This is a genomic window from Streptomyces uncialis, from assembly GCF_001905345.1.
Lineage (GTDB): Bacteria > Actinomycetota > Actinomycetes > Streptomycetales > Streptomycetaceae > Streptomyces > Streptomyces uncialis.
Genome location: NZ_LFBV01000009.1, coordinates 38,084 through 61,675, shown reverse-complemented (window position 1 = coordinate 61,675; position 23,592 = coordinate 38,084). Strand labels below are relative to the sequence as shown.

The window sequence follows — 23,592 nt, the reverse complement described above, 5'->3', positions numbered from 1 at the left end:
TGGCTTCGAGCCCTTCGCGACTGCTCTTGTAGCGGTGGCAGTGCGGGGGGACGCGGTCGTGGGTCCAGTCGAGGTTGTCCAGGCTGTGGTCGTCGCCTGGGACCTTGTGGTCGAGGTAGTCGCCGCCGGGCTGCCCGCAGAGGTGGCAGATGCGATCGGGGTTGCGGGCGTGTGCGGCTGGTCGGATCTCGCTGGCCCAGTTGGACGGTAGCCGCTGACGTCGTGTTGAGCCTTTCCATCCGCCGCTCATGTCTGTTCCGTGCTGGGTGTCGGGGGGTCGTTGAGTGCGCGGAGGGTGCTGCATTGGTCGTAGGCGGCGGGCGGCAGGTAGGTGGTCTGGTCGTCAGGGTCGTAGGCCGAGCACTCCCAGCAGATGCTCTGCCCCTGGTGTTCGACGGGCCTGTGGAGGTGGCGGACTCGTTCGAGGGCGTTGGTCAGCGGAGCGTGTTGCTGGTGGAGCTGTTTGCGGGCGGTCTCGGACTTCTCCAGTTCGTGGCAGGCGGTGAGGAGCCATCCTGCGACGTCGGGGGTTGGAGTGCTGGTGTCGATGCCGATCGCGCGACTGACGGTTGCGGCGAAGGCGGTGTAGTCGCCGCCGGGGATTCCGTTGTAGCCGGTGAGGTCGTTGGCGGGGATGTCGATGGTCTCTGCGAAGGCGAGGACGGCGCGGGCGCCGATGCTTTCGGCCATGCCCTCAGGGGCGGGATCGGTGGACTGTCCAGGCCCGAGGATGTACCGCTGGGATGTGTACTCGTCGATGACGAGGGCGAATGGCGGCCGGTCGTCTCCGGCGCCTTCGGGGAGTTCGAGGATCTGAAGACGGGCCATGGCGCGGGCTCCTGTGTGGGGTTTCGGTACGGTTGCCGAATGAGCAGTGTGACGAGCGTGTTTGTGGTGGTCGGGGGTAGCGAGACCGAGAACGCTGAGGAGGTCGCCCCGAAGGTCGCGGAGGTCGTGGCCGAGGTGATCCGGGAGACCGCCGTGAATCCGGACGCGGCGAAACGCCTGCCGGTGATCTCGAACAGCGAGGACAACTGTCACCCGTTGCAGGGCGGCAGCAAGCCGGGAAGCGGCGCCGTGATCTGGTTCGCCTGGAACTACGGCCGCCCCGTCGATCTGGAGCAGCGGTTGCAGGAGCGCGGCTTCGAGAACATCACCGTGTGGTCGCAGCACGAGGACGGTCTGCCGCCGCGCGTGACGAGCTGGTAGCTACGGCTTCCAGTGCGCCCGCGTAGCACTTCGGGCACGTCGCTGGTGGTGATGGGCGGGGTGTCGAAGATGTCGGCGAGTCCGAGGCGCCCGGTGGCGGGCTTCGGCTCGGGTGACTGCGGCCGGTCGAGTCCGGCGAGGATCTCGTCCGTCAGCCCGTGCGCATGGGCGAGGTCGAGCAACTCCGGGCAGTCGTTGAGGTTGCCGGTGGCGGGGCCCTATCCCTTGTCCTGGTTCCGGACGCTGGCCGCCAGGACGATCTTGGCGAACTCAAAGGCGTGGGACACGGCGAACCCGGCTGCGAGGTAGGCGACGTACAGCTCGTAGAGCTGGGCGGGCGGGACGCCGAGGTGGTGGTTGGGGGACTCAGGTTCGGCCATGGCGCGGGCTCCAAGATGGACGGGTCAGGGGTGGGGGTGGCCTTGCTGGCCACGGCAGGTCACATTGCGTCTACCGAACAGGCGGCAGGCGATCCGGCGGGGCACGGCGTAGGCGAAATCGCGTGGTTCGCCCGTGAGGTCGCGCAGCCAGTACATCAGACCGGTGGCGGCGGGGCCGTGCTGATACCAGCGGGGGCGTAGCGGCCTGGTTCTCGGGGCAAGGCCAGTCATTCGGGTTCCTCTGCCCAGTGGGGGCGGTGGGAGGTGAAGCGCCTGCCGCCCCAGGTCTCTACTGTGGTGGTCTCTGGGCAGTCCTTGACGAGGCACACGGTCGGCGCCCGGTGGCCTTTCGTCTGTTCGCTCACGGTCCGCTCCTACGCGTCCTCGTTGGTCGCGTCGACGTAGCCGCCGTTCTCGATCTCCAGCGCGGCTGTCAGTGCTCAGCCACGGCGGGACCACCACCACACGCCGAGCGTGTCACCGCGCATCGCGTCCGTCCGTCCGCCGAGCCCGGCGAGGACGGTGTCCAGGTCGTCGGGGTCCCACTGGTGGACGTGGGCTTCGTGCGGGTTGCCGTCGATCTCGTCCTGCACCGACTCGACGATCGGGACGCTGACGAGGATGTTCCACGCCCCGGCGGCTTCGGCGCGCTCCAGGAGGTCGATGGCGTCTTCGCGGGGCATGTGCTCCAGCACGTCTCCGAAGATGACGAGGTCGCGGTGGAACAGGTGCTGTTCCGACTGGCGGGCGTCCTCGACGTGCAGCTCGTCGTACATGCGGCGGGCCTTCGTCGACCGGAGCTTGTACTTGGCCACGTACGGCTTGTGGATCTCGATGCCGGTCCACCACACACCCTCGTGGGCGGGCCGGAACAGCTTGGCGTAGGTGCCTTCGCCGGGACCGATGTCGCACACCGTGTCGGGCTTGACGGCCGCGAACCGTTCGAGGGACCAGTCCTTGCCCTCGGCGTCACTGGTGGGCATGGCGGTCCTCCTAGTAGACGGTGATCGTGCCGCTCGTCCGGTACACGGGCGCCTCAGTACCGGCCGCCCACGACAGCCAGACGACGTACTCGCCGGGGTCGAGGGTGACGGTGCCGCCGGGTCCGAGGAGGAGGCGCGCCCACGTCCCGGACCACTCTCCGGTGACCCAGTCGTCGACCTCGGGGTTGCCGGTGCGGGATGCGGGGAGGATCGCGAACTTCGGTGGTGCGGCGACGGTGATGACCGATCCGGCGGCCTTCGATCTGGCGGTCACGCGGACGTACTCGGTGGAGGTGGCGGCTATTTCCATGGTGCGCTCACCGTCCATCCGGGGGTCGGCTGGCCGATGGCGAAGTCGATGTCGGTGCGGTCCTGGCCGACGCTTTCGGCGGTGAGGTCGGATTCGGCTCCGAGGCCCGCTTCGGCCATCGCGGTGATGGCGGGGTCCGGGGTGCTGAGGCTGCCGTCTGCGGTGAGGTCGGTGCTGGTGACGGTGACCGGGGCCGCTGCTGCGGTGAGTCCGCCTTCTGCTCCGAGCGCTGCGTCGGCGTCCCAGACGGCGCCGTCGGCGAGGGTGTTGACGCAGTCGTATTCGGCGTAGTCGTCGGTGCCTGCGTCGCGGTGGGATGACATGTCGAGTGCGAGGGCGTCGGTCTCGGTGAGGACCCAGGCCGGGGTGGCGAGCGTTCGGCGGGTGGTCCAGGTGCTGCCGTCGGGTGAGGTGTCCCAGTAGACGTTGGTGCCGTCTTCGCGGATGCGGAGCCACCGGTGGTCGACTGCCGAGTAGGTGATGTCGACGCTGTCGGGGTCGTAGTAGCCGGTTTCGCTTTTGCAGCGCAGGAGTCCGGTGACGGCGTTGATGATGAATCCGGCCCGGGTTCCTGCGGTGACGGACTGGATCATGACGCCGCAGTACGCCTCTGTCGCTGTGGATGCGACGGGCACGGTGGGTACCTGGACGTAGAGGGCTGCTCCGGCGAGGGTCCATGAGTAGGCGGTCTGGCATCCGGCGTATCCGGTGGTGCAGGGTACGCGGGCCCGGCCGCCGGTTTCGGTGGTGCCGCCGTAGCTGTTGCCCCATTCGGGCCCGAGCGCGCCGTCGTTGAAGTTGTCGAGGAGCGCGTTGAGGGAGGGCATGGTCGCCTCCCGTCAGATGATGGCGAGGGTGAGCGATCCGGCGATGATCTTCAGTTCGTCTCCGGCTGCGACGGTTCGGGGGGTGCCGAGGGGGCCGTGCCAGAGGCGGACGGGGGTCCCGGCGCTGTCCCAGATTTCGACGCCGACGACGGTGGCGGCGGGCATCCCGGCCCACACGAGGTCGGCGCTGTTGGAGGTGGCGCCGTTGACCGCGGCGGCGACGGTGAGGTTCTTCCGCGCGTAGGACCCGCCGGCGACTTCGGTTCCGGCGGCGGTGTCGCTGCCGTTCGCGGTGACGAGGGCGACTTTGAGGGGGGTGGTGGGCGCGGTGGGGGCGAGTCCGGTGATGAAGTCCAGCGCGCGGTTCTCTGCGGTGTTGGTCAGGTTGTCGGCCACGGTCGCCTCCTAGGCTGCGGCTGCTCGTCGGCTCGCGATGCCGTTGTGCCGTGCCGCTCGTTCGGCCCGTGCGATCTGGGCCTGGGTGTAGATGAGCCGACCTCGCTCGTCCTTGCGTGCGTCGCCACGGTTGAGGTGGCCGCGGCGTTCCCACTGGTAGACGGCCTGCCGGGTGAGGCCGAGCCAGGTGGCGGCCTCGCTGATTGTGAACCACAGCGTGCCGTTGGCTTCGCGCACGGCCCACCCCCTGGAACGCGAAAACCCCCGCATTGGCGGGGGTTGGTGTGTGGGCGCACGTATGGCGCTGGCATCACTGTAAACATCACCGGTCACCCTTGTCCAGCAGGGTTCCTTCCGATCGGGTCGCGGCTAGGGTTCGTGGATGAGCTGGGTGGATTTGGGCGATGTCCCGACATGGTTTGGTGTTGCGTTCGCCGGCGCTGCTGCGATAGCGGCCGTGCTGACGATGCGGAACCAGCAGACGCAGTTGAAGGAACAGCGGAAGTTCATCGAAGTGCAAACAGAGAATCTCTCGTTGGAGCGCGTTGAGTTGCTGGCTGCGGTCGAGGATCGGCGGGAGGCGCAGGCGCGACAGATACGTGTGACGGTGTCGGACGCTTACGTCAGCGCCACGAACGGGAGCAACGCCCCGATACATGACGTGCGGTGCAGCGTGGGCGGGGCTGCGGCCCTGCGGGCTGTTGTGACTGCACCTGACGAGTCGACGTCTTTGCGCATGCAGGCTGCGGAGGTCATGCGGACGTCGACCAGTTCGTTGGAGGTCGTCGGCTCCGGCCAAGTCGCCCGATTCCAGAGGCCGGGAGCTGGGGTCGGTTCGGTGCAGGTGACGTTTACGGACGCTCACGGGTACGTGTGGGTACGCGGTGAGCTCGGGTCCCTGCGCCGGGTGAGGTCAGAAGCGTGAGCGGCTCGGCTGGGCGGCGGAAGGCACCGAACCCCGAGGTGTGATGCGGGCCACGCTCCGTACGCACTGGCGGAGCGGCGCCCACTGCGGCCCGTTGCGAGGCTGGCCGCATGCATACACGCCTCGTCACCGCATGCCCGAGCCCCGCGGCGTTCACGACCTTCCGTCGGCGCAAGGGCGCTCCGGCCTGGACAATCTTCATCTGCAAGCGGCACCGTGGGCTCTCGTCTTGGTCGGTCCCGGGCAACCTGACCCGCCTCGATGCCGCCGGGCCCGAGGTCCGGTGCGGGACGGTGCACGACTGCCGGCCGCATGGGGAGGTCATCGTGTCGCACCTGTACGGCTGGATGGGGGCGGCGCCGAACGGCCAGGACCGCGACTGGCGTGCCCATGTGTGCGCGGCCCGCGACTGGTTCGCCTACCTCCGCCAGCACGACCTCCTGTCCCTGGTGGACCAGGTGCTCGCGTCGGACGGGACGGTCGAGATCCTGGGACTGCTGGCCGCGGCCGAGACGGCTGAGGCGCGGCGGCGCGGGCTGTGAGGTGACACAGGGTGGCCCCGCCTGCGGGGGTGACAGGCGGGGCCGGTCCCGGGTGCGCGTGTGCAGCCAGCAGACGCGGGTGGGATGGGTTCTACGGTACTGCGGGGGCGTCTACTTCTGTTCGGTCTGGGTCTTGGCCTTCTCGGCTTCTTCTGCGGCCTTGAGCTCGGCTTCGGCCTGGGCGATCAGTGCTGCGCGGCGTGCGTCGTCGTTCTCGCCGGTGGCCTGCGCGACGGTGTTCCAGAATCCCATGGCGGTCTCTCTTCCGGTTGGTGTGGTTACTGCTTCATGGTGGTGCTGGTGGTCGGCGCGGGTGGGTCCGGTGGTTTCACCCAGCCGCCTTGGCTGGCGCGGTAGTCAGTGGCGTGCCGGTCTGCGTCGGGGACACGGTCGGGGTCGCGGATGGGCATGTCTCGGCGGAGCGCCATGAGGGCGGTCTCCTCTCGTCTGATCGGAGTGGGGAGAGTCGCGGGTCAGCGGCCGTCACGCTTCAGCAGTTCGTCGAGGCCTTTGTCGATGGCCTCGATGGCGGCTTCGCGTGCCGCCTCGGGCAGGTCCCGCCGCTTGCGTTCGTCGGTCAGGTCCTTGAGTTCGGCCTTGATGTCGTTGTCGGTCATGTAGTCGAAGCGGTCCATGATGTGGCCCTTCCGGGTGGGTAGGCGGCTGGGGAGGCGGGCGTCTCCCGCTGGGAGGCGTGAGGGAGTTTTCGCAGGTCAGGCGGGGAGGCGCTGGTTGGGAGCGGGGTCCGCCTCCCGCTCGGGGGAGAGGCTCAGGAGAGCGGCCCGGGTGACCCCTCGGGTGGGCACTCGGTCCACCTTCACGCGGGGCTCGGTGGGCACCCCGAGGGCCTCCAGATGGGCGCGCAGTTCGGGCACTGTGCGGCCCTCCCAGTGCCCCTGCTGCTGGAGGTGCTGGAGGACCGCGCGGAGGTGCACTCCGGAGCCGGGTCCCATGACTGTCAGGAGGAGGGTCCGGGCGGCGTCGCGGGGGTCGGTTCCGGGGGGCTGTTCGCCGCTGTCCGGCACCTCGTCGTCGACCGCTTCGGGGTCCTCTTCGTCGTCGCGTCCGGCACGCCAGGCGGCGAGGGTCCACAGGGCGGCGGGTATCCACATGAGCCAGGGGGCGGCGCGGACGATGCGGTGGGTGAGGTAGAGGCTGACGCCGAGTCCGGCGGTGCGGACGCAGCAGCCGAGGGCTGCGCGCCAGCCGGTGAGGTCGTCACGGCGGCCGCGGGCGATCCATGCGGCGGTCGCGTCCCAGAGCTGGGCGCTGAGGGCGTGGCTGCCGGTGCAGAGGCGGGCGGCGGCGTGCTGGAGGGGGGTCACAGGAGCCCGGCTCCTTCGGCGGTGCCGCGGAGGGCGAGGCCGATGGCGTTGAGGAGGTCGGGGAGCCAGACGAGGGCTCCGGCGACGCCTGCGGTGAGGCAGAGGGTGGCGCCGCAGAACACGCCTCCGACGAGCCGCTTCTTGTCCTGTTTGCCTGCTTCGCGCCAGGCGAGGACGGTGCCGATGGTGATGAGGAAGACGACGACGGCGGCCTCGGGGGTGAGCTGTCCGAGGGTGCCGGAGGCGAGGGTGCTGGCGCTGCTCTGGCCGGTGGTGCCGAGGGTGGCTTTGTCGCCGCCGGTGTTGGCGACGCGGTTGGCGCCGAGGGCGAGCCAGCCGAGGAGTCCGCCGGCGCACATGGTGGAGAGGGTGCCGAGGAGCGCTCCGGTGCCGAACGCCCGGAGTTGCTTGAGTTCCCTCTTGCCCTTCCACCAGGGGCGGAGGTTCGCCCAGAGGATGGCGAGGACGGCGGCGAGCCCGGCGAGGGTGAGGTTGGTGGTGGTCACGGTGAGACTCCGGTCAGGGCGGTGATGGGGTCGAACAGCGAGATGGCGCCGGTGCTGCCGATGACAGCGGTGACGAGGAGGAGCCTCGGGAACCAGCGGCCGGTGTGCCGGTCGAGCGCCCAGGCGCCTCCGGCGGCGCTGATGGCGAGGACGTACGCGGCGGTGGTCCCGGCCTCGGTGCGGCATTCGGCGAGGGTGTGTGCCCAGGCGGTGACGGGGCTGTCTCCTGCCATCCAGGGGACGACGGCGGCGGTGACCGCGGTGAGGAGCCGCCAGTCGCACAGCCAGTCCCACAGGCGACTGAGGAGTCCGGGCGGGTCCGGGTCGGGCTCGGGGAAGACGAGCTCGACCTGCACACGGTGGACGATCGGTCCGGGGGCGGCGGGCGGCCCCGGCGGCGGGGGCGGGGGTTCGCGCCAGGGCGGTACCTCCCCCGGCTCGGGGCTGCGGGCGGGGAGGGGCGCTCCGGCCGGGATGATGCGGGCCGGGGTGATGGGGCGGTCGGTCATCGTGGGCTCCTGGTGGCCGAGGGGGTGAGCGCCGAGCAGCTGGAGGTAGTGGCGGGCGCGCTGCTCGTCTGCGGTCACGCGTAGCCGTCGCGGGAGTCGGTGCGGCGTCGTTCGCGGCGGACGGCGGCGGCGACGCTGTCCTTGTTCGCGTCGGGTCGTGCGGCCATGACGGCGCGGACGGCGTCGGTGTTGTTCGCTGTTCGGGCGACGTGTTCGCGGACGAGGGTGATCACGCTCGGCTGTTCGCGATCGGTGTTCGTGCTGGTGGTGGCCTTGTTCGCGATCTGTTCGCGGATGCGGTTCGGGCTGGGGGCGTTCGTGTTCGGTGTGTTCGCCGGGTGTTCGCGGGCACCGTGTTCGTGTTCGCCGATCGCGTTGATCGCCTCGGTGGCGGCCTGCTCGAACCCGGCCGACTCGCGTACACGCTCGGGCGGCGCGGAGATGGCGAGCGGGGTCCGCCGGGCAAGGTCGGCTTCCTTGCCGAGGCGTTCCAGCCGGATTTCGAAGTCCGCTTCGTCGCGGGCGAGGAGGGCTCGGGCTTCGGCGCGGATGTGGTCGATGGCGGCGTCGGTGCGCCGGTCGAGGAGGGCGCGCTCGGCGGCGGCGATGCGGGCGGCGTACTCGGCGTGGCGCATCACGCCGTGGATCTCGGCTTCTTGTTCGGGGGTGAGGGCGGCGGGGTCGCGCATGTCGGCGAGCGCGAGCGCCCAGATGCCTTTGGCGCCGAGGGGGAGGAAGGGTCCGGCGATGGCCATGGCGGCTGAGTCGCGGTCGAGGCCGTGCCAGGCGAGGAGTGCGGCGACGACGAGGAGAGCGGCCCAGCCGACGGCGGGGACGGCCCAGCGTCGGCCGGCGATGTGCAGTCCGCGGGCTTCGGCGAGGATGACGGACGCCCAGATGATGTCGGCTCCGGCGGCGACGGTGAGGCCGATGGGGCCGGTGCCGAGGAGGTCGACGAGGCTCCAGGTGGTCCAGGCGAGGGAGGCGAGGGAGAGTGCGGCGGCCGGGTAGGCGAGCGCGCTGATGCGGGTGGTCACGGCGGGGCTCCGGGGCCTGAGTCAGTGGACGAGGGCGAGGGCGGCGGCTACGGCGAGGAGGCCCGCCGCGGTGAGGACCATGTCGATCGCGCGTCGCAGTGCCCGGTATTTGGCGAGGGCGATGCGGCTGAGGGCGGAGATGTCCTCGACGCGCCGGTCGAGCGCGAGCTCGGTGTGGAGTCGGGGGATGTCGAGGCGGGCCCAGGCGGGCCATCCGGTGCAGCGGCCGGCGGGGATGCGGGGCCGCGCGGCGAGGAGGAGCTGTACGGCTGCGGCGGCGAGGAGTGCTGCTCCGGTGCCGCCGACGAGCTGGACCGTGGTGCTGTCGGGGAGGTCTTTGGTGATGGCGGCGAGTCCGGCGAGTGCGGCCCCGGTGAAGGCGAGCAGGAAGCTGACCTTCTGGTCGGTCCTGGCGATTTCGGCTCGCACTTCGGCGTGGGCTGCGGTGAGGGCGGTGTCGCGGTCGTAGGTGGTCACGGCTGCTCCTGGGCAGGGGTGGGTGCCGGGCCCCGCGCGGGGGTGGTCGCGGGGCCCGGCGGTCTGGGGTGCGGCTAGTGGCGGGTGCGGGGCTGGCCGGTGGTGGCGGACGCGGCGAGGAGCCCGTGCTGGAGGGCGGCGGTACCGGTGCGGTCGCGGGCCTGGTAGTCGGCGGTGCAGGCGGCGACGGTCGCGGGCTCGGTCGCGATCCGGGACTCGGGCAGCGGCTCGCGGTGGGCGCGGCGGAGGAACTCGTCCTGCTCGCTCATCGGGTCGCTGCCGCGTTGTCGAGGGCGGTGACGAGGGCCTGCGCGGCGAGGCGGAGCGCGGTGGCGGCTTCGACCATGGCGGGGTGGTTGTGGATGTCGGGGGTGGCGTAGCGGGTGAGGGTGTCGCGTGCGACCGCGAGGGCGGTGTCGATGGCGTCGTCGGCGATCTGCTGGGCGAGGTCGCGGGCGGCCTGCCCGTAGAGGGGCTGGTCGAGACGCGGCTGGTGCTGCGCCGGGGTGGGCTGGGCGGGGGTGAGGTGGCTACGATCCACTTGGACCTGCTCCTTCGTCGCTGTTGCGGGTGGGTCCGCCCCCGGCCCATATGGCGTTCCAGCGCCGGGCCGGGGGCTTTGTTGTCGCAGGCTCCACCGTAGGGAACCTGCTTTACAGTGTCAACAAGGTTGAGGCAGGATGGTACCTATGCCGGAGCGGAACGAGCCGCCACGGGAGGAAGGGGAGCGGGAGCTGATGAACATGTCACGGCTGGCCGCCTCTCTCGGAGTGACGCGACAGTGGCTGCACAAGCTGCGCGTAACCGACCCGGACTTCCCCGCTTCTGAGCGAATCCCGGGAAGTACGCGGGAGGTGTGGGACCTTCACGCCGTTCGCACCTACTACGAGGGGCGCGACAGGAAGCCCGGCGAAAGGACTGACCTCAAGCCCAAGGAGGCGCACTCAGATGAGGCGAAGCGCGGCCGGCCCGGCCACGATGGTGACGGACCCTAGAGGGCAGCCGTGCAGGCTCTTCAGGTCGGCGGCGAGCCGGGCGGGCCCGTGCTTGGTCTGCCGCCGAAGCGACTCGATCAGGTCCGCGAGCGGTTCGCTGGTGCGGGCCGGGCTGATGGCGGGGCGCGAGGAGTGGTCGAGCAGTCCGTTCTCGCCGTGGGCGCACCATCGGGCGTACCACTTGGCCAGGCAGCGGCGGGAGATCCCCGCTTCCGCCGCGACGTGCGCGATCGGACGCCCCGCGTCCACGCGCTCACATAGCCGACGACGCCCTTCCGGCGTCAGCGGAGCATTGCCGTGCCCGGCCATATTCCCCCGTACTGGCTGGACTTGCCGGACCGGGCTATGCCGGGACCTCCCCAGATCCTGTCGTACTGCTCCATACGCACCTCACGTCACGCCTTAACTACAACTGGTGACGTCATGGTGAACGATGCCACTGGCAACGGCTGGTTGGTGCAGGTCAGGCGCTCACCTTCGCGGCGCGGTGAGCGCGCACGCGACAGGCAGTTGAGCAGTAGCGGGCGGGGCGGCCTCGGCCGACGCGGAGCGGGAAGGGGCGACCACAGCCGACGGCTTCGCAGAGAATTTCGTTACGTATTTCGTTACGCAGGTCTTCGACCGACGGCAGCTCCGGCGCATCCTTGGCTCGCTGCTCCCACAAGATCCGAGCGACGCCGTCCGTGCCCCGGTCCTCACGGCGCCGCGACGGGGTGTCCCATCCGGCGCGCGGGCGCAGTTCCGCGATTGGCTTCCATCCGACCGCGCGCAGGCTCGCGCCTGACTCGCTGTCCTGTGTGTATGTGATCACCCTGAGGAAGCCCATCCGGGATGCGGCGCCCCAGGCCGCCCCGTACAAAGCGCTGCACGCGTTCGGGGTGCCGTCGGTGGCCACACGGGTCACCTCGACAGTGAGCCGGTTGTCGAAGACGCGACTGACAGGGCGGCCGACGATGGCCACCCCGCAGAGTGCCCCGTTCGGACGCTGCACGCCGATGCTGAACCTGTGTCCCCGAGGCTTTCTGTGGTGGCGGTGGAGCCGCTCGACGACCTCGCACGCGTCGTCGAGCGTCAGCGGGATGACCGTCAGCCGATCCTGCTTACTGGTCATCGGCGCCCGGTTCCCGTCGCTCGCCACCGAAGCGGCGGTGAGCGACATCGAGGATCTCAACGAATTGTCGGCCGGTATCGGAGGCGGGCGTGCCGAGTTCGGCGAGCAGATCGGTGATCTCAGCTTCGCCGATTTCGACATGGATACGGCGCTCGCCGGGGCGATTGTTGGTGTACATGCGTTCCATGAAGCATCCCCTCCCTGGTCATGGTGGCTAGCCACCGCCAGTTTACGGGCAATATGGACGGGTGGCTAGCCACCATGAAATGCTGGTTTCATGCCCAACAAGCACAGGAACCCCGCTGCGGTTTACCGCCCAGACCCCGAACTCCACGAACGAGCCAAGGCGGCCGTCTCTGACGTCGGGTCCGACATGAACGCGCACATTGTGGGCTTCCTGAGCTGGCTCGTCGGCGATACCGACGAACTCCCTGCTCGCCCGGATTCAGCGGCATGCGAGCAGGGAGGCCCGGCCGTCAGGTGATCGCAGCCGTGGCACCAACCTCATGCGACACCACAGCTAGTCGGGCCACTCGGGGCGGTTTCGGTCCATCGAGCGGGGCCATGCCGAGGCGTGGGGAGCCGAGGACCGAAGGAAGCGGGAGCTTCCGGAGGAGTAGGGTGCCGAGTCGCATCAGCCGCCGTAAGCCCCCAACCGCACGGTCTGGGGCTTGATCATTTGCCTCAGAGCACGCCGCGCGCCTTCAACTCTTCCACTGCGCGGCGGGAGACGGCCCGGATCTCTGCCGCCGTCATGTCATCGGCAACCGCTAGGACCGCGTAGGAGATGGCCTGCTCCATCTCGCCGTCCGGGATTCTGGCCTCGACCCACCCGTCGGAAGTCTTTTCCACCGTGATGGGCTCGTCTGCGTCCCCGGCGAGGATGTCTCGGCAGGAACCGGGGGCCCAACTCAGGGCACTCTCTACCTTGCCGAGCGTGACGCCCCGAACGGACTCGCCTCGTTCGAGCTTCTGGATCGTTGCACGGGCGATGCTCGGCCAGCCGCAGATCAGGGTGACCGTGAAGGGGCTGCGGTACCTGCACGGGAAGCTCGGGGGGCTCGCGCCGCTGCGGTTCGAGCAGCTGCGCATGAGCGCGTAAAACGCCGCTCGCATGCCCCGCACCAGGGTTCAACGGTGCGGGGTATGCGAGCGTTTGCGGGTCCTGGCCGACACATTGCTGCCAAACTGAGGCGCCTCCGGGGAGGGGGCGATCGTGCCGTTCGATGCAGTGTTGATCATCGCGGTGCTTGTGGGTGTCGCGGTTCTGGTGTTGCGAGGCATCAACGAATCGGACGAGGGCTGTGGTTGTTTCATCGCCACGGTGCTGCTGGTAGCGGCCGTGCTGGTGTACATCGGGGCGCAGCAGGGATAGACGCGACGAACCCCCGCACCGCCGCCGATCGGTGCGGGGGTTTTCTGCGTGGCCCGGTTCGGGTGGCGTTCCGTCGCCCCTCTGCCGTTCCTCCGCGCTGTCCCCCATGCTGTACCTATGAGTGACGTGCCATGTGCGGGCTGTGGTGGGAGTGGCCTGACGGACCACGAGCAGCACACAGTGGAGCTGGACGACGACGGCAATCAGATACCGGTCGTCCACAGATGGACCGGCGCATGCGGCCGGTGCAGCGGGTCTGGGCTGTCATAGGAGGCGTCGTGCGTACGTGGTTCGTGTGTCTGGGGTGTGCGGCCCTGTACCTGCCGCCCGCCGGGTCGACTGATCCGGCGTATCCGGGTGTGGGGGGTCCGGCGAGTCCGGTGGACTGTTCGGAGCCGGAGTGCCGGGAGAAGGCGCAGACGGCGGTGGATGCTGCCGGGGTGCCTGCGGAGGTGCTGGCGCGGTGGGCCCGTCGGGCGGCCGGCCTGGACGGGCCTCGTCGGGTCGCCCGCTCGTACCGGCCCGCCCGCGGTCGTAGGGCGGCGGCGGGGCCCGTTGCGGCCCGGACGCGGCTGCTCTGACCCGCCTTGAGCGTGCAGAACCCCCGCACCGGACGGTGCGGGGGTCCGCCGCGTTCAGGCGGCGGTGCGGGCGAGGTGTGCGGCGGCTCCGATGGCGAGTTCGTTCGCGGAGAACAGGGCGTCGCACTCCCCGCAGCCCGTGTACGCCTCTCCGTCGACGCGGGACAGCGCCAGCGAGTCGCAGCGGGGGCAGGGCTGGGTGATGGCCCGGCGGCGGGGCTGGTGGGCGGTGACGCCCCAGATGGCGCGCATCATCCCGTACACCTCGTCGTGGAGCTCCCCGGACCACTGCTGGGCGGAGATCCAGACGGTGCGGCGGGCGAGCCAGTGGGCGAGGTGCCGCGGGGTCCAGCGCGGCGGCCCGTCGTGGTGGCACTCGGCGAGCGCGAGCTGCACCCACGAGCCGAGGACCCCTGCGATGGGCTCGGCACCGACCTGGTCGTGCGTAGCGGGGACGGAGTGCCAGGCGGCCGGCCCGAGGAGATTCAGCACGTCCTCGCGGCCGGGGAGGGGTGCGCTGCGGGTGCCGCCGACGGACGGCTGCCCGGTCGTCTCGCGCTCCCTGCTGGCCTCCAGGAGGACCATCAGGCGCGGGATGTCGGCGAGCCAGCCGTGAAGGCGGGTGACGCACGGGGTGCACAGGTACTGCCCCGCGTCGAGCTCGTACGGGCGGAGGGTGCGGAGGCAGGTCGGCGCAGAGCAGGCGGCGGTCATGTGGATTGCTCCTTGCGGTGGTGCGGTGAGGGAAGCGGGGCGGCCCTGACGCTGAGCCGCCCCGGTGGAGCATGAGTTCGCGGTCAGTCGTCCCAGGTGATCCCGTTGTTGGCGAAGGCGCGGACGATCGCCTCGTCGTCGAGGAACAGTTGGAGGCTGTCGAGCTCGGTGTCCCAGTCCTCGGCTTGGAGGCGGGCGATGAGGTCGGTGAGCGTCTGTTCCTTGAGCTCATCGGATGCCCCGGCCTTGATGAGGGATCGGGCGACGGGGTCGAAGAAGGTCAGTCCTGCGCTGCCGAATCCCATGGTCAGCTCTCCTCGGTGTAGCGGGTGTTCCAGTACTGCCGGTCCGCGACACCCTCCTCGGCAGGGGTGGGCTCGGCGGGCGGGCGGAGTACGGCGCGCCAGCGGGCGACGGTGCGTTCTCCGACCCACCCGGACGACAGGCAGGGCTCGCCGGGATGGCCCTTGTGGACGAAGTGGCTGAGGATGTCGCCGAGGGCGGTACGCGCCTGGTCGCGCTCGGCGTACAGGGCGTCGAGGGCGTCGTCGGTGATGCTGTCGGCGGTGTGCCGGCCGGTCATGTGCTGCTCCGTTCGCAGGCGGGTTCGTGGTGTGCGCCGCAGGAGGTCCACCACTGCTCGCAGCACGCGTCGGTGAGGGCCAGCGCGGCCTGGTCGGCGGCCGGGTGCGCTCCGAGGACGATCAGCCGGATGCGGGCGGTGCGGTGTCCCCAGTACCAGCCGATGGCCAGGGCGAGGAGGGCGACAAGGAAGTGGGTCACCGTGGCTCCTTGGGCTAGGCGGCCAGCGAGGTCTGGTGGGCGAGGGTCTGTCGTGCGGGGCGTCGGTCGCTGCGGGTCATGCCGCCCCATACGCCGTGCTGCTGCCGGGTGGTGAGCGCGTACTCGGCGCACGCCCGGAGCAGGGGGCACGTCGCGCGGCAGATGTCGGCGGCTTCCTGCTGCTCGGCGGGAGTGTCGGCGTACCAGAGGTCGGGGTCGGTGGTCGCGCACACGGCGCGGCTGGTGTCGAAGGGAACGGTGTGCACAGCGGCTCCCGGGCGAGGGCTGGACGGGGTGGGTGAGGGGCCGGGGCGGTGGAATCGCCCCGGCCGGGGGTGGGCTGGTCAGCCGGGGTCGACTTCGGGGTGCGTGAACCGGACCGGCTTGCCGAGGCCGCGGGCGTAGGTGATCTCCGCGCGGGTGCTGTCGCCGATGTAGTCGCCGACGACCAGGACCTCGTCGGCGAGCCGGATCTTCGCCCGGTGCAGGGTGTCCAGCCGGAGCTTGAGCGCGTCCGCAGCCATCGGATCGGCCCATAGGGGGTGCGGCACCTTCATGTCGCAGCCCGGCTTGACCACGATGCGCCCGGCGGCGGTTTCACGCAGATCGGCCTCGGCCATCTCCGCCATGAACCGGGTGGACCCGCAGATGGCGACGACGGTCGGGATGCTGAGGCCGCGCTTGCCCTCGGCGAGCTTCTCCTCAGCGGTGATCAACTGGGGGTATGACATCAGGGGTTCTCCTCGACGGACTGCTCGGTGATGGTGGTGGTCACGTGGTGGTCTCCGTTGCGGTGGGGTTCGGTTGGCGGCGGGTCAGGCGGTGTGGGAGCGGGTGCGTCCGGTGCAGTCGGGGCAGGCGTCGAGGAGCGGGCCGCCTCCCGGGCGGCGGCGGGTGCGCCAGCCGTCGGCGCGGCGGATGCGGCGCAGCTCGGAGTGGGTGGTGACGGGGTGTGGCGTGTGGGTCTCCGCGCCGCAGGGCTCACCGTCGGGCGGGCCGTCGCAGCGGATGACGAGGTAGGCGGCCGTAGCCATCGGGTGCTCCAGGCGGTCGGTGTGGGAGGCTGGCGGGGTGCCCGCCCCTGCTAAGTCCAGGGGCGGGCGCTCGTGTGTTCAGCGGCAGATGGCGCAGATGTGGAACGCGTCCGTGGTGTCGTGGCAGTTGTCGGTGCAGCGTCGGCACCACTGGGTGTCGCGGTGCTGCGCGCGGCCGTCGAAACGGGTGTCGGTGGAGTCGAAGGGCTGCTGGCATCGGGCGCAGTCCGCAGGCTGGGGGTTGGGCGCGGCCTTGTCCTGCGGGCAGTGGTCGCCGGTGCGGTCGCACTGCCAGCCCTGGGTGCGCATGTGGGCGCGGGCGGCTTCGAGTCGCTCGCTGCTGGTCTGGTCGGTGGTGACCATGTAGTCAGCGGTGAACTCGGTGCCGCATTCGTCGCAGTACACGGTGATCTGGGTGGGGTAGAGCGGGCTGCTGGGGTCGCGGAGGATCGCGGAGACGGCCTCAGGGGTGAGGCTTTCGGGCGTGGTCATCAGGGGCTCCAGAGGGTGGGTTGGTGGTCGGTGAGCGGCAGTTCGCCTTGTCCGGGTATGTGGTCGTCGCGTCGGGGTGTGGGGATGGTGGCGGTGGCGGGCCGGTGGCGGCGTGCGCATACGGGTCCGTAGCCGGAGGGGCTGTAGCGGCGCAGGAGGCGCCCGCAGCCCCGGCATCGAACCTGGGGGCCATCCGGGACTGTCGGTCCGTCAGGCGGCCGTTCAGCGGCCTTCACGGGCGGGTCCCCGGGGAGCGTCACCGTCGCCACCGGCCGGCCCCGCCACCACGCCCTCCGCACCGGAGGGGCGATCGCGGTCATGCGGCTTCCTCCTGCACGCCCCGGTGCGCCTTCGGGACGGGGCGGCGGCGGGGTGCGCCTATCGCGTCGGCCAGCGCGTCGTAGTGCGCCTCCTGCTGCTCGGGGGTCCAGCGCAGGGACCGCGGGTCTCCGGGGCGGGGCCTGGCGCCGCCGAAAGTCCCGTCCGGCACGGACTCCGCGGTGAGCGGGTCGACGAAGATCCTCACGAGGCGGCCCCTGTGGGTGCCTTGTGGACGGACCAGCGGCCGTCGGGGTGCCGGATGATCCAGTCGCCCCAGCGGGCGACGACGCGGTCGGGGCCGTCGCCGATGCGGAGGCCGACGACCCGGTTCTTGCCGTCGGGGCCGGGCTGCCAGTAGCCCTTCGCGAACACGCGGAGCTGGTCGATGTCGTCGTCGACCCGGGCGATGGTGCGGGGCGTCAGGAGCCAGGTGCGGCAGCCTGCGCGTTCGGCCTCGGCGACGGGGCGGCAGTGCGGGCATTCGGCGCGGACATCGACGGCATGGCCGTCGGCGTCAAGGTCGCGGTCGAGGAGATCGCCGAGCGGCTGTCCGCAGCCGTTGCAGGAGCGCTTGAGGGCGAACACGGTGGACTCTCGGCCCTGTTCGTCGACAGTGATGACGTCGGGGGTGGTGGTGCGCTTCATGCGGCGGTGGCCTCGGCTTCCTGGTAGCGGCGGGTGTGGGTGGTGGTGTGGCGGCCGTCGTCGTGGCAGGGCGCACCGGGGGCGGCCTGACAGGCGGGGCAGCGGGCGGTCGCCTGCGCCCAGGCGGATATGCGCTGCGGGTGCGGCTGCGGGAGGCGCTGTCCGGTGGTGCGGAGGGCGCACGGTTTGTGGGCGGCGGCCCGGCAGTGGGGGCAGGGGACGGCGCGGGCGGGGTGCTGGCCGGCGCGCATGAAGTGCCGCAGCTCGGCGGGCATCGGCGCGGCGGGACGGCGGCGGGCGGTCATGCGGACTCCCGGAGGGTGGCGGTGATGCGGGCTTCGTGGGGTGCGCGTTCGCGGTCACGGCCGGTGCGGCAGGGGCGGCCGATCGGTGCGGCGCAGGCCGGACATTCGCGGCCGAGCGGACCGGCCCGCCGGACCGGCGACGGCTCACCGCCCCGGCCGTCGGGCATCGGGCGGCCGATCCCGGCGACGAGTTCCGCGATCGGTCGGCGGCGGAGCTGCTGTCCGTCGGCGGCCCGGGTGCGCTGTTCGCGGACCGCGGCGAGGTAGGCGGGCACGTCGTCGGGGTCGGCGTCGGGGATCTCGGCGGGGAGGCCGGGGCCGTGGATGCTGTCGGCGGTGGCTGAGCGGTGGCGGCGGACGGCTTGCCGGATGTCGGCGGGCATGATCCACCGGGTTTCGGTGGCGTAGTGGGCGGTGACGGCCTGGCGTGCAGCGTTGAAGTCGATGTCGGCGAGGACGGTCTGCCAGGCGAGGACGTCGGCTTCGCCGATGGTTCGGCGGTCGAACGCGGCGGCGAAGGACAGCAGTTCGGCGGTCTGGGACGGGATCACGGCTGGTGTCCTTCCTCAAGGGCACGGAACTTGGCGGCGAGGTCGAGGCCTGCCTGGACGCGCTGGTCGGTGGTGGACGCGGGCCGCCGGGAGGCGAACGGGACGACGTTGCCGACTTGCTGGGCGCCGGGGGCGGGCTTGGGCGGGAGCTCGGCCCAGCCGCGCTGGAAGTAGCGGGCGGACTCGACGCGGGTGGGACTGCGGGACGCGGCGGCGACGGCGTGGTCGACCATCGCGGGGATGCCGGTCTTGTCGATGAGCGCGAGGAGCGGGAACCACTGGTCTCCGCGGAAGGGCCAGCGGACGACGACTCCGGCGGTGGTGAGTCCGTCGACGAGCGGGCGGGCCTGATCCGGGATGCCGTAGCCGTCGGGGGCGGGCCGGCTCTCCTGCTTGCTAGCTGAGGGGGTAGTAGAAGAGGGGTTAAGAGGGGTAGGTGTCCCGGATTCCCTGACACTGACGTCCCGGATTCCCTGACACTGAGACGGGTCAGTGTCCGCAATTCCCTGACACTGACCCTCGGTGTCAGTGTCAGGGAATCCGGGACGCTGAGAGGGTTCAGTGTCAGGAGAACTGGGACTCTGAGAAGGGGCGTCAGTGTCAGGGAATCCGGGACACTGAACGCCTTCGAACGCTGCGATCCGGTACTTCGCGGAGCCGTTCTTCTGTCCGGCGGCGAGCTTCGTCAGCACACCCTTGGCCACGAGGGTCTTGAGGACGGCGTACAGCTGGGACCGGCTCAACTTCGCCCCGCGGAGGACCTCCGGACGTTCCACGCTGTTCCAGGTGACGCGCGAGTCGTCGTTGGCGTCCTCGGCGAGCACCGTGAGGAGCAGCTTCTCCCGGTGCGTGAGGACGTCGGGGGCCTCGTACAGGACCTCGACGATCAGGCGGATTCCCACAGGTGGCTTCTCTCGGTCGTGCGGAGGGTGGTGTCACGCCCGGGGCGGGGCTCGGGGCCGGCCGCCCCGGACGGGCAGGCGGGGTGGGTCAGGCGGCCCGGGGCGGGGGCATTCCCGGCGGGGCGGCGTGCCGGTCGAGTTCTTCGCCGGTGATGGCCTCGACGAGGGCGCACACGAGCACTTCGGAGGCGTTCGGCGTGACGGCGTTGCCGTACTGGCGGACCTTGTCGCGCTTGGAGCCGAGGACGACGTAGTCGTCGGCGAAGGACATGGCCCGCCCGATCTCGTGGGGTTCGAGCATCCGGAAGAGCACGTCGTCGATGTCGACGTCGCCGCGCACCAGGGCGTACCGGTCGCGGGTGGTGAGCGCGCCGATCGGCTCGTTCACCGATCGGGGGGTGCCGTTGCCGTAGTAGGGGACGAGCATGTGCTCCCACGTGAGGAGCGACTGGTGGCCGGCCGTGGTCATGGTGCGGAACGGTTCGGCCGGGGTTGTGCAGTGCTCGCCGCCGTCGCCCCTGCTGCCGTTGTTCCGCATGACCATGGCCGCCGGGGTGACGAGTCCGTGGTGGTTGCCGGACGCGGTCACGGTCGCGAGGGACTCGGTGACCGGGCGGGCCGTGGAGCCGCCGCCGCGGAGTTCCGCGATGAACGGCAGCCAGGCGAGGCCGGTCTCGTTGCGGGTCGTCATCGTGCGCAGCGGACCGTGCGCGGACTCGGCGCGTTTCCCGTCGCGGCCCTCGACGGGGATCATGAGCGGCGGGACGATCAGGGCGTCGTTCTCGCGGGTGGTGCGGGCAGGCATCGGCTCACCGACGCTGACAGCGGCCTCGCGCCAGGTGCCGCCGGCCGGGACCATCATCGGCACGGGCCGCGCGAACTTCCTGAGGCCCGCCTCGATGCGCTTGACGGTCTTGTCGGCGAGGGGCTTGGTCCGGTCGCCGATGCGCTGCCCGGGGATGGACCAGTCGATCGCCGCGGCGGCGGGGAGCGCCTCGGGCTCGACGATCTGGTTCCGGCAGGTGGCGTGGGGGCAGCGGTAGACGTACTGCTGCCGGTAGCGGCCCATGTCGCGGCTGGGGTCCTTGAACACCTGCATGGCCTGTACGTACTGGTCGCAGCCGGGGCACCAGGCGCGGGGGCGGAGCCATTTGTCCCAGTCGGGGGTGCGGCCGAGGGACTCGTGCCAGTAGCCGACGTACAGGCGGTCGCGGGACTGGGGCGCGGCGTGGACGGTGCGCGGCTGGGCGTGCATGGAGTTGAGGGCGATGACGCGGGTGCGGTAGCCGAGCTTGTGGAGTTCGCCGAGCCACCGGCCCCAGTCGGTCCAGGCGCGGACGTCGGTGACGTTCTCGACTATCCCCGCCTTCACCAGGCCGCCGCGCTCCTGCACACCGCGCAGGTACAGGGGGACTTCCTCCATCAGGGCGCGGGACTCCTCCTCCAGGTCGGCGTCGACGTCGTCGTCGTGGGAGGCGAGGAGGTCGAAGAGGCTGCCCTGCATGGCCAGGTCGAAGTCGCGTTTCCTGCCCTTCGCCACGGACCAGTTGGTGCACTCCGGGGAGGCCCAGAAGATGTCGGTGACGGGCCAGTCCCAGACGGGCGCCTTGCGGATGTCGCCGCGGTAGTGGTCGGCGGCCGGGAAGTTGCTGGCGTGGGACTCGACGGCGAGGTTCCAGTGGTTCGCGGCCCGGGTGACGGAGACGCCGGGTACGGCGTGCATGCCCTGGCTGGAGCCGCCCGCGCCGCAGAACCAGTCCATGACCGCGAGGTCGGCCGCGTCGTGCCGGTAAGCGCTCATGCCGCCCTCCCCGCGATCCGGCGGTCCCCGCGGCGGGCGAGGAGGTAGTCCCGTCCGTCGGTCGTGAGGAGGTAGGTCCCGACGGGCTTGCCCTTGGCGCGCGGGTTGATGGAGGTGACGTAGCCGACGTGGTGGACGGCTCCGGCGGTGTGGATGAGGGCCTGGAAGTGCAGGCCGGCGCGCGTGCAGGCGTCCTCGGGCACGAGCTGCCGGATGTCGTTCATGCCGAACGGCTGGCCGAGGTCCGCGAGGTGAAGGACGGCCTGGTCGAGGACTGCCTCGTCCCACCGGGTGACGGTGTGTGCGAGGGCGGCGAGTTCGCGGCGGGCGCGGGCCCGCGCTGCGGCGGGGGTCACCGGAGGCCGCCGACGAGCCGGGCGAGCGGGCCTTCGCCGATCTGGCCGAAGGTGTCCGCGAAGGCGGCCTCCTCCTGCTCGACGGTTATGGCCGCGCGGCTCCAGCAGTGCTGGCACAGCCAGAGCAGCGGCGGCTCGGCCTCGTCCCACGACTGCTGTTCGCGCTGGAACTGGAACACGGTGACGCGCTTGGCGCAGTGCTCGCAGTTGCCGTCGCGTGCGGTGGCGAGGCGGATGCGCTCGGCCTGCCGCTCCAGCTCGGCCTGCCCGTCCGTCCAGGTGAGCCCGCAGCCCCGGCAGTCGCCCGGGGTCACACCGTCGCGGCCTACGGTCAGCGGGAACAGGTGCTTGCAGAGGGAAATCTTCATCGTATGGTCTCCTGATGTCCGGCCGCCCCGCACTGCCCGCGGGGCGGCCAAGCGGGCGGGCTAGTCGACGAGTTCGCCGTCGATGGGGCCTTCGTCGTCGGGGTCGGCGTCGACCGTGCCGGGAGCGGGCGGCGGCGCGACGGGCAGAGGCTCGGGGCGCTGCTCGCTCTCGACTGCGACCTGCGCGCGGATCTGCTCGCGCAGGTACTCGGCGGATGTCGGGACCCACTTGGTGAGGCGGTGCGCGGCGGTCTTCAGCCACATCGCTTCCTCGTCGGTGTTCCACGGCGACCAGTCCTTGGCGGCACTGTCGGACTTGGCCCGAGCCGCGGCGATGTGCTGTCGGTTGAGGACGACGACCTTGCTGGTCGCACCGTCCTTCATGACGGCGTAGGCGTAGACGAGTCGGAGGCTTCCGCGGTCTTCGAGGTCCCAGTCGATGTCGTGGACGGGCCGGGCGTCGCGGCCGGGCCGGAACCGGAACTGGTCCTGGGTGTGGACGACCTCGACGATGACCGACGAGACGGCCCCGGCCCTGTACATCAGCTCGATCTCGCCCTGGTATCCGCGGACTCCGGTGACCTCGGTGGCGCGCTTCTTGTTGTTCCAGCGCGGCACGAGGTAGTAGTGCTCGGTGCCGGGCTCCAGGCCGAGGCGGGCAGCGTCCATCAGGACGGCGACGAACTGGCCGACGTCGTTCTGTGCGGCCTCCATGAGCTTCGAATCCCGGCGCAAGAGCCCCTGGGTGTTGCGAATCCACGCGCCGACGCGCTGTTGGAGGTGGCTGGGCATGACGAGGGCGAGGGACTCGCGGTACTGCTCGACGACGGCGGCTGGCCCGTTGTCACGGGTGGCGATGGCGGTGCTGATCTGGCTCATGCGGCGGTGTCCTTGCTGGTGTAGGGGTGGAGGGAGTGGGTCTCGCCGTTGTGGACGGTGCGGTAGGCGATCCGCCGTTCGCCGACGACGGCCCGCCGGCCGGTGCCGATGTGGTCGAGGAGGACCCCGCGGGTGCGCTGGAGCTCGTCGGCGGCCGTGCGGGCGCCGGCCTGGGCGGCCTCGTAGGCGGCGGCATCCTCGGCGGGCACCTGCACGTCGGTGTCGGTGAGGCCGTCGGGCTGGACGCGGATGGTCTGGTAGGTGGCGTCCGAGCCGTCGATGGGCGGGCGGATGCCGTGCTCCACCTCGTCGAGGAACGCCTCGGCGGCCCGCCGCAGCGTCCGCGCGTCGCCTTCGTCGTACTCGACGGTGTACTCGCGGTAGTCCCAGCCGCCGATGAGGACCGCGAGGTGCGCGGGCGCGGTGAGGCCGAGGGTGTCCTGCTGCCACAGGATCTGGCAGCGGTAGTGGACGGGGATCTCGTCCGTACCGGAGGGGCCCCAGTCGTCCCCGAAGGGGCTGGTCTTGATCTCCAGGACGGCGGTCGGGCCGGTCGGGGTGAGGACGTCGACCGGGGCGGGGTGGATGAGCCGGTCGGGGGTGGCGCGCTGCCACGCCCGGTCGGCGTGCCGCCACGTGCCGGTGGGGCACGGAATGACCGAGGGGTGGTTGTCGGCCCACTTGGTGGCGACGGCGTCCTCCAGGCGGTTTCCCCACTCGGCGGCCGGGTTGTCGACCCAGGCGGGGGCGGGCAGGCCGGACTTCTTGTGCCAGAGGGAGAACCGGCTCTGGTACGGGGAGAGGCCGACGATCGCGGCGATCTCCGTGGCGGTGGCGGTCAGGCCCGCTCGGGCCTCGTCCCACTCCGGCGTACCGGGGGTCAGGTGTCCGAGGAGGACACCGGTCGGGGTGCTGATCACAAGGTTCCTTCTGCCTGGGGTCCGGTGGGGCGG

45 protein-coding genes are annotated in these 23,592 nt (G+C 71.0%); 5 read left to right on the top strand and 40 right to left on the bottom strand.

The window, feature by feature from the left end:
- Positions 1 to 246: 246 nt before the first annotated feature.
- On the bottom strand, positions 247 to 828 hold the full coding sequence (locus AB852_RS28910; protein WP_073793177.1) for a hypothetical protein: 582 nt from the start codon (positions 826 to 828) through the stop codon (positions 247 to 249).
- 39 nt (positions 829 to 867) lie between these two features.
- On the opposite strand from AB852_RS28910, the gene AB852_RS28905 reads away from it, so the two are divergent.
- A complete protein-coding gene (locus AB852_RS28905; protein ID WP_143201298.1) occupies positions 868 to 1,209 on the top strand; it encodes a hypothetical protein in 342 nt (113 codons plus the stop codon).
- 218 nt (positions 1,210 to 1,427) lie between these two features.
- On the opposite strand, the gene AB852_RS40005 is transcribed toward AB852_RS28905, so the two are convergent.
- From AB852_RS40005 to AB852_RS28880, 7 genes are all read right to left on the bottom strand, one after another.
- A complete protein-coding gene (locus AB852_RS40005) occupies positions 1,428 to 1,589 on the bottom strand; it encodes a hypothetical protein (RefSeq protein WP_178391148.1) in 162 nt (53 codons plus the stop codon).
- A 227-nt stretch (positions 1,590 to 1,816) separates the two neighbouring features.
- A complete protein-coding gene (locus AB852_RS40000) occupies positions 1,817 to 1,954 on the bottom strand; it encodes a hypothetical protein (RefSeq protein ID WP_178391147.1) in 138 nt (45 codons plus the stop codon).
- Positions 1,955 to 2,029: 75 nt separating this feature from the next.
- Positions 2,030 to 2,572, bottom strand: a complete 543-nt coding sequence (locus AB852_RS28900) for a class I SAM-dependent methyltransferase (RefSeq protein WP_073793175.1) — start codon at positions 2,570 to 2,572, stop codon at positions 2,030 to 2,032.
- A 10-nt stretch (positions 2,573 to 2,582) separates the two neighbouring features.
- Positions 2,583 to 2,882: a hypothetical protein gene (locus AB852_RS28895; RefSeq protein WP_073793174.1), complete on the bottom strand. Its 300-nt coding sequence runs from the start codon at positions 2,880 to 2,882 to the stop codon at positions 2,583 to 2,585.
- Positions 2,873 to 3,709, bottom strand: a complete 837-nt coding sequence (locus AB852_RS28890; protein WP_073793173.1) for a hypothetical protein — start codon at positions 3,707 to 3,709, stop codon at positions 2,873 to 2,875. Before AB852_RS28890 ends, AB852_RS28895 begins: the two co-directional genes overlap by 10 nt.
- A gap of 12 nt (positions 3,710 to 3,721) precedes the next feature.
- Entirely contained in the window at positions 3,722 to 4,105 is a 384-nt protein-coding gene (locus tag AB852_RS28885; protein WP_073793172.1) for a phage tail fiber protein, read from the bottom strand.
- A 9-nt stretch (positions 4,106 to 4,114) separates the two neighbouring features.
- Positions 4,115 to 4,342: a MerR family transcriptional regulator gene (locus AB852_RS28880; RefSeq protein WP_073793171.1), complete on the bottom strand. Its 228-nt coding sequence runs from the start codon at positions 4,340 to 4,342 to the stop codon at positions 4,115 to 4,117.
- Positions 4,343 to 4,487: 145 nt separating this feature from the next.
- Between AB852_RS28880 and AB852_RS28875 the strand changes: the two genes are divergently transcribed.
- Together AB852_RS28875 and AB852_RS39995 are read left to right on the top strand one after the other, a co-directional pair.
- Positions 4,488 to 5,030 (top strand): hypothetical protein, encoded by a 543-nt coding sequence (locus AB852_RS28875; RefSeq protein WP_143201297.1) that lies wholly within the window; start codon positions 4,488 to 4,490, stop codon positions 5,028 to 5,030.
- 326 nt (positions 5,031 to 5,356) lie between these two features.
- The gene (locus AB852_RS39995; RefSeq protein WP_073793169.1) at positions 5,357 to 5,572 is read left to right on the top strand and encodes a hypothetical protein; all 216 of its coding nucleotides are present in this window, start codon (positions 5,357 to 5,359) and stop codon (positions 5,570 to 5,572) included.
- Positions 5,573 to 5,683: 111 nt separating this feature from the next.
- Here AB852_RS39995 and AB852_RS39990 read toward each other — a convergent pair whose 3' ends face one another.
- From AB852_RS39990 to AB852_RS39975, 14 genes are all read right to left on the bottom strand, one after another.
- Positions 5,684 to 5,824, bottom strand: coding sequence for a hypothetical protein (locus AB852_RS39990; RefSeq protein WP_178391146.1), 141 nt, complete (start codon positions 5,822 to 5,824; stop codon positions 5,684 to 5,686).
- A gap of 26 nt (positions 5,825 to 5,850) precedes the next feature.
- A complete protein-coding gene (locus AB852_RS39985) occupies positions 5,851 to 6,000 on the bottom strand; it encodes a hypothetical protein (RefSeq protein WP_178391145.1) in 150 nt (49 codons plus the stop codon).
- 45 nt (positions 6,001 to 6,045) lie between these two features.
- Positions 6,046 to 6,207, bottom strand: coding sequence for a hypothetical protein (locus tag AB852_RS39980; protein WP_178391144.1), 162 nt, complete (start codon positions 6,205 to 6,207; stop codon positions 6,046 to 6,048).
- Between the two features lie 78 nt (positions 6,208 to 6,285).
- A complete protein-coding gene (locus AB852_RS28865; protein WP_073793168.1) occupies positions 6,286 to 6,897 on the bottom strand; it encodes a hypothetical protein in 612 nt (203 codons plus the stop codon).
- Complete coding sequence (locus AB852_RS28860; protein ID WP_073793167.1) at positions 6,894 to 7,403, bottom strand: hypothetical protein; 510 nt, start codon at positions 7,401 to 7,403, stop codon at positions 6,894 to 6,896. Before AB852_RS28860 ends, AB852_RS28865 begins: the two co-directional genes overlap by 4 nt.
- Positions 7,400 to 7,990, bottom strand: a complete 591-nt coding sequence (locus AB852_RS28855; RefSeq protein ID WP_245876963.1) for a hypothetical protein — start codon at positions 7,988 to 7,990, stop codon at positions 7,400 to 7,402. The genes AB852_RS28860 and AB852_RS28855 overlap by 4 nt, the downstream gene beginning before the upstream one ends.
- Positions 7,987 to 8,949 carry a hypothetical protein gene (locus AB852_RS28850; protein ID WP_073793166.1) on the bottom strand — a complete coding sequence of 321 codons (963 nt, stop codon included), beginning with the start codon at positions 8,947 to 8,949 and terminating at the stop codon, positions 7,987 to 7,989. The genes AB852_RS28855 and AB852_RS28850 overlap by 4 nt, the downstream gene beginning before the upstream one ends.
- Before the next feature lie 21 nt (positions 8,950 to 8,970).
- Positions 8,971 to 9,426 (bottom strand): Pycsar system effector family protein, encoded by a 456-nt coding sequence (locus tag AB852_RS28845; protein WP_073793165.1) that lies wholly within the window; start codon positions 9,424 to 9,426, stop codon positions 8,971 to 8,973.
- 74 nt (positions 9,427 to 9,500) lie between these two features.
- A complete protein-coding gene (locus tag AB852_RS28840; RefSeq protein ID WP_073793164.1) occupies positions 9,501 to 9,695 on the bottom strand; it encodes a hypothetical protein in 195 nt (64 codons plus the stop codon).
- Complete coding sequence (locus AB852_RS28835; protein ID WP_073793163.1) at positions 9,692 to 9,967, bottom strand: hypothetical protein; 276 nt, start codon at positions 9,965 to 9,967, stop codon at positions 9,692 to 9,694. Before AB852_RS28835 ends, AB852_RS28840 begins: the two co-directional genes overlap by 4 nt.
- A gap of 403 nt (positions 9,968 to 10,370) precedes the next feature.
- On the bottom strand, positions 10,371 to 10,730 hold the full coding sequence (locus tag AB852_RS28830; protein ID WP_073793162.1) for a helix-turn-helix domain-containing protein: 360 nt from the start codon (positions 10,728 to 10,730) through the stop codon (positions 10,371 to 10,373).
- Positions 10,731 to 10,884: 154 nt separating this feature from the next.
- Positions 10,885 to 11,532, bottom strand: coding sequence for an XF1762 family protein (locus AB852_RS40295; RefSeq protein ID WP_073793161.1), 648 nt, complete (start codon positions 11,530 to 11,532; stop codon positions 10,885 to 10,887).
- Positions 11,522 to 11,719, bottom strand: a complete 198-nt coding sequence (locus tag AB852_RS28820) for a hypothetical protein (RefSeq protein ID WP_073793160.1) — start codon at positions 11,717 to 11,719, stop codon at positions 11,522 to 11,524. Before AB852_RS28820 ends, AB852_RS40295 begins: the two co-directional genes overlap by 11 nt.
- 497 nt (positions 11,720 to 12,216) lie before the next feature.
- A complete protein-coding gene (locus tag AB852_RS39975; RefSeq protein WP_178391143.1) occupies positions 12,217 to 12,384 on the bottom strand; it encodes a hypothetical protein in 168 nt (55 codons plus the stop codon).
- An 85-nt stretch (positions 12,385 to 12,469) separates the two neighbouring features.
- Here AB852_RS39975 and AB852_RS39970 point away from each other — a divergent pair, with 85 nt between their 5' ends.
- Positions 12,470 to 12,634, top strand: coding sequence for a hypothetical protein (locus AB852_RS39970; RefSeq protein WP_178391142.1), 165 nt, complete (start codon positions 12,470 to 12,472; stop codon positions 12,632 to 12,634).
- A gap of 114 nt (positions 12,635 to 12,748) precedes the next feature.
- The gene (locus tag AB852_RS39965; RefSeq protein ID WP_178391141.1) at positions 12,749 to 12,907 is read left to right on the top strand and encodes a hypothetical protein; all 159 of its coding nucleotides are present in this window, start codon (positions 12,749 to 12,751) and stop codon (positions 12,905 to 12,907) included.
- Between the two features lie 635 nt (positions 12,908 to 13,542).
- Here AB852_RS39965 and AB852_RS28810 read toward each other — a convergent pair.
- The 18 genes from AB852_RS28810 to AB852_RS28725 all read right to left on the bottom strand — a co-directional run bounded on the left by AB852_RS28810 (position 13,543) and on the right by AB852_RS28725 (position 23,559).
- Positions 13,543 to 14,202 carry a hypothetical protein gene (locus AB852_RS28810; protein WP_073793158.1) on the bottom strand — a complete coding sequence of 220 codons (660 nt, stop codon included), beginning with the start codon at positions 14,200 to 14,202 and terminating at the stop codon, positions 13,543 to 13,545.
- An 83-nt stretch (positions 14,203 to 14,285) separates the two neighbouring features.
- Positions 14,286 to 14,507, bottom strand: a complete 222-nt coding sequence (locus AB852_RS28805; protein ID WP_073793157.1) for a hypothetical protein — start codon at positions 14,505 to 14,507, stop codon at positions 14,286 to 14,288.
- 2 nt (positions 14,508 to 14,509) lie between these two features.
- The gene (locus AB852_RS28800; RefSeq protein WP_073793156.1) at positions 14,510 to 14,785 is read right to left on the bottom strand and encodes a hypothetical protein; all 276 of its coding nucleotides are present in this window, start codon (positions 14,783 to 14,785) and stop codon (positions 14,510 to 14,512) included.
- Positions 14,782 to 14,985, bottom strand: a complete 204-nt coding sequence (locus AB852_RS28795; protein ID WP_073793155.1) for a hypothetical protein — start codon at positions 14,983 to 14,985, stop codon at positions 14,782 to 14,784. The genes AB852_RS28800 and AB852_RS28795 overlap by 4 nt, the downstream gene beginning before the upstream one ends.
- Before the next feature lie 14 nt (positions 14,986 to 14,999).
- Positions 15,000 to 15,251: a WhiB family transcriptional regulator gene (locus AB852_RS28790; protein ID WP_073793154.1), complete on the bottom strand. Its 252-nt coding sequence runs from the start codon at positions 15,249 to 15,251 to the stop codon at positions 15,000 to 15,002.
- Positions 15,252 to 15,329: 78 nt separating this feature from the next.
- Positions 15,330 to 15,716, bottom strand: a complete 387-nt coding sequence (locus tag AB852_RS28785) for a hypothetical protein (RefSeq protein WP_073793153.1) — start codon at positions 15,714 to 15,716, stop codon at positions 15,330 to 15,332.
- Between the two features lie 84 nt (positions 15,717 to 15,800).
- Positions 15,801 to 16,019, bottom strand: a complete 219-nt coding sequence (locus tag AB852_RS28780; RefSeq protein ID WP_073793152.1) for a hypothetical protein — start codon at positions 16,017 to 16,019, stop codon at positions 15,801 to 15,803.
- A 78-nt stretch (positions 16,020 to 16,097) separates the two neighbouring features.
- A complete protein-coding gene (locus AB852_RS28775) occupies positions 16,098 to 16,511 on the bottom strand; it encodes a hypothetical protein (RefSeq protein WP_073793151.1) in 414 nt (137 codons plus the stop codon).
- Positions 16,512 to 16,827: 316 nt separating this feature from the next.
- A complete protein-coding gene (locus AB852_RS28770; RefSeq protein WP_073793150.1) occupies positions 16,828 to 17,037 on the bottom strand; it encodes a hypothetical protein in 210 nt (69 codons plus the stop codon).
- A complete protein-coding gene (locus AB852_RS28765; protein WP_073793149.1) occupies positions 17,034 to 17,477 on the bottom strand; it encodes a hypothetical protein in 444 nt (147 codons plus the stop codon). Before AB852_RS28765 ends, AB852_RS28770 begins: the two co-directional genes overlap by 4 nt.
- The gene (locus tag AB852_RS28760; protein ID WP_073793148.1) at positions 17,474 to 17,782 is read right to left on the bottom strand and encodes a zinc finger domain-containing protein; all 309 of its coding nucleotides are present in this window, start codon (positions 17,780 to 17,782) and stop codon (positions 17,474 to 17,476) included. The genes AB852_RS28765 and AB852_RS28760 overlap by 4 nt, the downstream gene beginning before the upstream one ends.
- Positions 17,779 to 18,333, bottom strand: coding sequence for a zinc finger domain-containing protein (locus tag AB852_RS28755; RefSeq protein WP_073793147.1), 555 nt, complete (start codon positions 18,331 to 18,333; stop codon positions 17,779 to 17,781). Before AB852_RS28755 ends, AB852_RS28760 begins: the two co-directional genes overlap by 4 nt.
- Positions 18,330 to 19,235, bottom strand: a complete 906-nt coding sequence (locus AB852_RS28750; protein ID WP_073793146.1) for a hypothetical protein — start codon at positions 19,233 to 19,235, stop codon at positions 18,330 to 18,332. The genes AB852_RS28755 and AB852_RS28750 overlap by 4 nt, the downstream gene beginning before the upstream one ends.
- Before the next feature lie 88 nt (positions 19,236 to 19,323).
- Positions 19,324 to 21,036 (bottom strand): DNA cytosine methyltransferase, encoded by a 1,713-nt coding sequence (locus AB852_RS28745; protein ID WP_079185000.1) that lies wholly within the window; start codon positions 21,034 to 21,036, stop codon positions 19,324 to 19,326.
- Complete coding sequence (locus AB852_RS28740; RefSeq protein ID WP_073793145.1) at positions 21,033 to 21,392, bottom strand: hypothetical protein; 360 nt, start codon at positions 21,390 to 21,392, stop codon at positions 21,033 to 21,035. Before AB852_RS28740 ends, AB852_RS28745 begins: the two co-directional genes overlap by 4 nt.
- Positions 21,389 to 21,760, bottom strand: coding sequence for a hypothetical protein (locus tag AB852_RS28735; protein WP_073793144.1), 372 nt, complete (start codon positions 21,758 to 21,760; stop codon positions 21,389 to 21,391). Before AB852_RS28735 ends, AB852_RS28740 begins: the two co-directional genes overlap by 4 nt.
- Positions 21,761 to 21,820: 60 nt before the next feature.
- The gene (locus AB852_RS28730; protein WP_073793143.1) at positions 21,821 to 22,639 is read right to left on the bottom strand and encodes a recombinase RecT; all 819 of its coding nucleotides are present in this window, start codon (positions 22,637 to 22,639) and stop codon (positions 21,821 to 21,823) included.
- Entirely contained in the window at positions 22,636 to 23,559 is a 924-nt protein-coding gene (locus AB852_RS28725; RefSeq protein ID WP_073793142.1) for a YqaJ viral recombinase family nuclease, read from the bottom strand. The genes AB852_RS28730 and AB852_RS28725 overlap by 4 nt, the downstream gene beginning before the upstream one ends.
- Between the last annotated feature and the right edge of the window lie 33 nt (positions 23,560 to 23,592).

Coding starts and splice junctions, on each gene's coding strand:
- AB852_RS28910 (WP_073793177.1), bottom strand. CDS start 828: ATGGCCCGTCTTCAGATCCTCGAACTCCCCGAAGGCGCCGGAGACGAC.
- AB852_RS28905 (WP_143201298.1), top strand. CDS start 868: ATGAGCAGTGTGACGAGCGTGTTTGTGGTGGTCGGGGGTAGCGAGACC.
- AB852_RS40005 (WP_178391148.1), bottom strand. CDS start 1,589: ATGGCCGAACCTGAGTCCCCCAACCACCACCTCGGCGTCCCGCCCGCC.
- AB852_RS28900 (WP_073793175.1), bottom strand. CDS start 2,572: ATGCCCACCAGTGACGCCGAGGGCAAGGACTGGTCCCTCGAACGGTTC.
- AB852_RS28895 (WP_073793174.1), bottom strand. CDS start 2,882: ATGGAAATAGCCGCCACCTCCACCGAGTACGTCCGCGTGACCGCCAGA.
- AB852_RS28890 (WP_073793173.1), bottom strand. CDS start 3,709: ATGCCCTCCCTCAACGCGCTCCTCGACAACTTCAACGACGGCGCGCTC.
- AB852_RS28875 (WP_143201297.1), top strand. CDS start 4,488: ATGAGCTGGGTGGATTTGGGCGATGTCCCGACATGGTTTGGTGTTGCG.
- AB852_RS39990 (WP_178391146.1), bottom strand. CDS start 5,824: ATGGGATTCTGGAACACCGTCGCGCAGGCCACCGGCGAGAACGACGAC.
- AB852_RS39985 (WP_178391145.1), bottom strand. CDS start 6,000: ATGGCGCTCCGCCGAGACATGCCCATCCGCGACCCCGACCGTGTCCCC.
- AB852_RS39980 (WP_178391144.1), bottom strand. CDS start 6,207: ATGGACCGCTTCGACTACATGACCGACAACGACATCAAGGCCGAACTC.
- AB852_RS28840 (WP_073793164.1), bottom strand. CDS start 9,695: ATGAGCGAGCAGGACGAGTTCCTCCGCCGCGCCCACCGCGAGCCGCTG.
- AB852_RS28830 (WP_073793162.1), bottom strand. CDS start 10,730: ATGGCCGGGCACGGCAATGCTCCGCTGACGCCGGAAGGGCGTCGTCGG.
- AB852_RS40295 (WP_073793161.1), bottom strand. CDS start 11,532: ATGACCAGTAAGCAGGATCGGCTGACGGTCATCCCGCTGACGCTCGAC.
- AB852_RS28820 (WP_073793160.1), bottom strand. CDS start 11,719: ATGGAACGCATGTACACCAACAATCGCCCCGGCGAGCGCCGTATCCAT.
- AB852_RS28810 (WP_073793158.1), bottom strand. CDS start 14,202: ATGACCGCCGCCTGCTCTGCGCCGACCTGCCTCCGCACCCTCCGCCCG.
- AB852_RS28805 (WP_073793157.1), bottom strand. CDS start 14,507: ATGGGATTCGGCAGCGCAGGACTGACCTTCTTCGACCCCGTCGCCCGA.
- AB852_RS28800 (WP_073793156.1), bottom strand. CDS start 14,785: ATGACCGGCCGGCACACCGCCGACAGCATCACCGACGACGCCCTCGAC.
- AB852_RS28785 (WP_073793153.1), bottom strand. CDS start 15,716: ATGTCATACCCCCAGTTGATCACCGCTGAGGAGAAGCTCGCCGAGGGC.
- AB852_RS28780 (WP_073793152.1), bottom strand. CDS start 16,019: ATGGCTACGGCCGCCTACCTCGTCATCCGCTGCGACGGCCCGCCCGAC.
- AB852_RS28775 (WP_073793151.1), bottom strand. CDS start 16,511: ATGACCACGCCCGAAAGCCTCACCCCTGAGGCCGTCTCCGCGATCCTC.
- AB852_RS28765 (WP_073793149.1), bottom strand. CDS start 17,477: ATGAAGCGCACCACCACCCCCGACGTCATCACTGTCGACGAACAGGGC.
- AB852_RS28760 (WP_073793148.1), bottom strand. CDS start 17,782: ATGACCGCCCGCCGCCGTCCCGCCGCGCCGATGCCCGCCGAGCTGCGG.
- AB852_RS28745 (WP_079185000.1), bottom strand. CDS start 21,036: ATGAGCGCTTACCGGCACGACGCGGCCGACCTCGCGGTCATGGACTGG.
- AB852_RS28735 (WP_073793144.1), bottom strand. CDS start 21,760: ATGAAGATTTCCCTCTGCAAGCACCTGTTCCCGCTGACCGTAGGCCGC.
- AB852_RS28730 (WP_073793143.1), bottom strand. CDS start 22,639: ATGAGCCAGATCAGCACCGCCATCGCCACCCGTGACAACGGGCCAGCC.